Annotated in this window: 3 protein-coding genes; all 3 read right to left on the bottom strand. The window is 73.4% G+C overall.

Annotated features, from left to right (window positions below; all coding sequences use genetic code 11):
• Nucleotides 1-380 (bottom strand): cbb3-type cytochrome c oxidase subunit I (locus AC1D12_RS30630; protein ID WP_477844995.1); only part of this gene is annotated, 380 nt, incomplete at its 3' end.
• A 29-nt stretch (nt 381-409) separates the two neighbouring features.
• Nucleotides 410-604, bottom strand: coding sequence for a cbb3-type cytochrome oxidase assembly protein CcoS (gene ccoS / locus AC1D12_RS30625; protein WP_477844994.1), 195 nt, complete (start codon nt 602-604; stop codon nt 410-412).
• Nucleotides 605-613: 9 nt separating this feature from the next.
• Nucleotides 614-2,598, bottom strand: a 1,985-nt coding sequence (locus tag AC1D12_RS30620) for a heavy metal translocating P-type ATPase (RefSeq protein WP_477844993.1), incomplete at its 5' end; no start/stop codon positions are given.

Raw genomic sequence — 2,598 nt, 5'->3', positions numbered from 1 at the left:
GCGTACTCCTTGCCCTGCGTGATGCCCAGCGGCAGCGTGACGGCGGCCGCGACGATCACCGCCTGCCAGCCCCAGAACGTGAAGGCCGCGAGCTTCGGCATGAAGAGCCGCGCCTGCGAGGTTCGCTGCACCACGTAATAGCTGCTCGCGAACAGCGCGCAGCCGCCGAACGCGAAGATCACCGCGTTGGTGTGCAGCGGCCGCAGCCGGCCATAGCTGAGCCAGGAGATGCCCAGGTTCAGTTCGGGCCAGGTCAGCTCGGCCGCGATGAACACGCCGACCAGCATCCCCACCACGCCCCACAGCACCGCCGCGAGCGAGAACCAGCGCACGCTCCAGTCACTGAAGACGGGCTGCGAGGCCGCAGAATCCTTCGACATAGATCGCCTCTTCTTTCACCATGATTGCTCTACGGTGATTCTTGGAGCGACACGTCGGCGGGAGGTTGACGTTGATCAAGGGCGAGGTCGTCGGCCTGCAGAATCCGCAGGCCCTCGTCGTCGAGGTCGTCGAATTGGCCACGGTTCAGCGCCCAGCCGAACACGCCGAGCAGCGCGAGCACCAGCAGGGCCGACAGCGGGATCAGCAGGTAGAGGATGTCCATCGTCAGGCTTCAGCGCGCCAGGCGCAGCGAGTTGGCGATGACCAGCAGCGAGCTGAGCGCCATGCCCAGCCCCGCGGCCCACGGCGGCAGGAAGCCGGCCAGCGCGAGCGGGATGCAGGCGGCGTTGTAGAGCGCCGACCATGCGAGGTTCTGCCGCACCACGCGCACCGTGCGGCAGGCCATGTCGCGCGCGTCTTCCAGGCCGCCCAGCCGGTTCGAGACCACCACCAGGTCGGCGTTCGAGCGGGCGACCAGCGCGCCGTGGCCCATCGCGAACGACACGTCGGCCTGCGCGAGCACCGGCGCGTCGTTGATGCCGTCACCCACCATCGCGACGCAGCGGCCCATCGCCTGCTCGCGCTGCACCGCGGCCTGCTTGGCGGCGGGATCGGCCGCGCCGATCGCCGCGTCGGCACCGACGCGGCGCGCGATCGACGCGACCCGCTGCGGTGTGTCGCCGGACAGCAGCACGCGGCGCCAGCCGGCCCGGCCGAGCGCGGTCATCGCGTCGACGGCGTCACCGCGCAGCTGCTCGTCGAACTCGAGGCACAGCAGCGCGTGGTCCGCGCGGCCGAACCAGAGGCGCAGCACGTCGTCGGCCGAGGGTTCTGCACCGACCCAGTCGGCGGTGCCGAGCCGCCATTCCACGCCGCCGCTGTCGCGCGCCGACAGGCCGCGGCCGGTGTGCTCGGCGACCTCCGACCAGGCGATGCCGTCCTGCGGCGCGAGCCCGGCCACCGCCTGCGACAGCGGATGGCGCGACCAGCGCGCGAGCGAGGCGGCGCGGTGCAGCAGCTCGGCCTCGGATCCGTGTGCGCCGGCCAGCAGCCGCACCGCCGAGCAGTGCGGCTGCTCCTGTGTCAGCGTGCCCGTCTTGTCCAGGAACACCGTGTCGACACGCGCCAGCACCTGCAGCGCGTCGAGCCGCTGCAGCAGCACGGCGCGCCGCGCCAGGCCACGCGCCGCGGCGACGAAGGCGGCGGGCGCCGCGAGCGACAGCGCGCACGGGCAGGTCACGATCAGCACCGAGACCGCCACCCACAGCGCGCGCGACGGGTCGACAACGCTCCACACCGCGCCGGCACCCGCCGCCAGCAGCAGCACGCACCACAGGAAGGGCGCGGCCCAGCGCTGCGCCGCGTCGGCGGCCGACGGCCGGCCAGCCAGCGCCGCATGCATCTGCGCGACGATGCGCTCGTGCCGCGTGTCGGCGCCGGTGCGCTCGACACGCATCACCACCGGCGCGCCGATGTTGAGGCTGCCGGCCACGAGCGTCGCGCCGGCCGGTTTGTCGACCGGCCGCGCTTCGCCGCTCAGYAGCGATTCGTCGGCCTGCGTGCGGCCCTGCAGCAGCTCGCCGTCCGCGGCGAACGCCTCGCCCAGCGCAACCTGCACGCGGTCGCCGGGCCGCAAGGCCTCGCGTGCGACGCGTTCGCTCGACCCGTCGGCGGCCAGTCGCAGCGCGGTGTCGGGCAGCGCCCCCAGCGCGCCGTCGAGCGCCTCGGCCGCGCGGTGCCGCGCCTTCATCTGCAGCCAGCGCCCGCCGAGCAGGAAGGTGACGAACATCGTCAGCGAATCGAAATACACCTCGTGGCCGAACGGGCCGCCGGGGTCGAACGCGGCACCGGTGCTCGCGACGAAGGTGACGGCGATGCCGAGCGCGACCGGGATGTCGGCGCCGATGCGGCCGCTGCGCAGGCTGCGCCAGGCGCCCTGGAAGAACGGTGCGGCCGACCACCACAGCACCGGCAGCGTCAGCACCCAGGCGCCCCAGTCGAGCAGCTGCTTCACGTCGGACGCCAGCTCGCCGGGGCGCGCCACGTAGTGCGGCGTCGCGAGCATCATCACCTGCATCATGCAGAAGCCGGCGACGAACAGGCGCCACAGCGCGGCGCGCGATTCGCGCCGGCGCAGCGCGCGGGCCGAGGCGGGCGTGTCGGGCGCGGCGTCGTAGCCGGCGCGGCGGATCGCGCCGACCAGCGCATCGAGCGTGG

The organism is Rhizobacter sp. P1_G5 (genome assembly GCF_056405435.1).
This window is presented reverse-complemented; position numbering and strand designations above follow the sequence as displayed.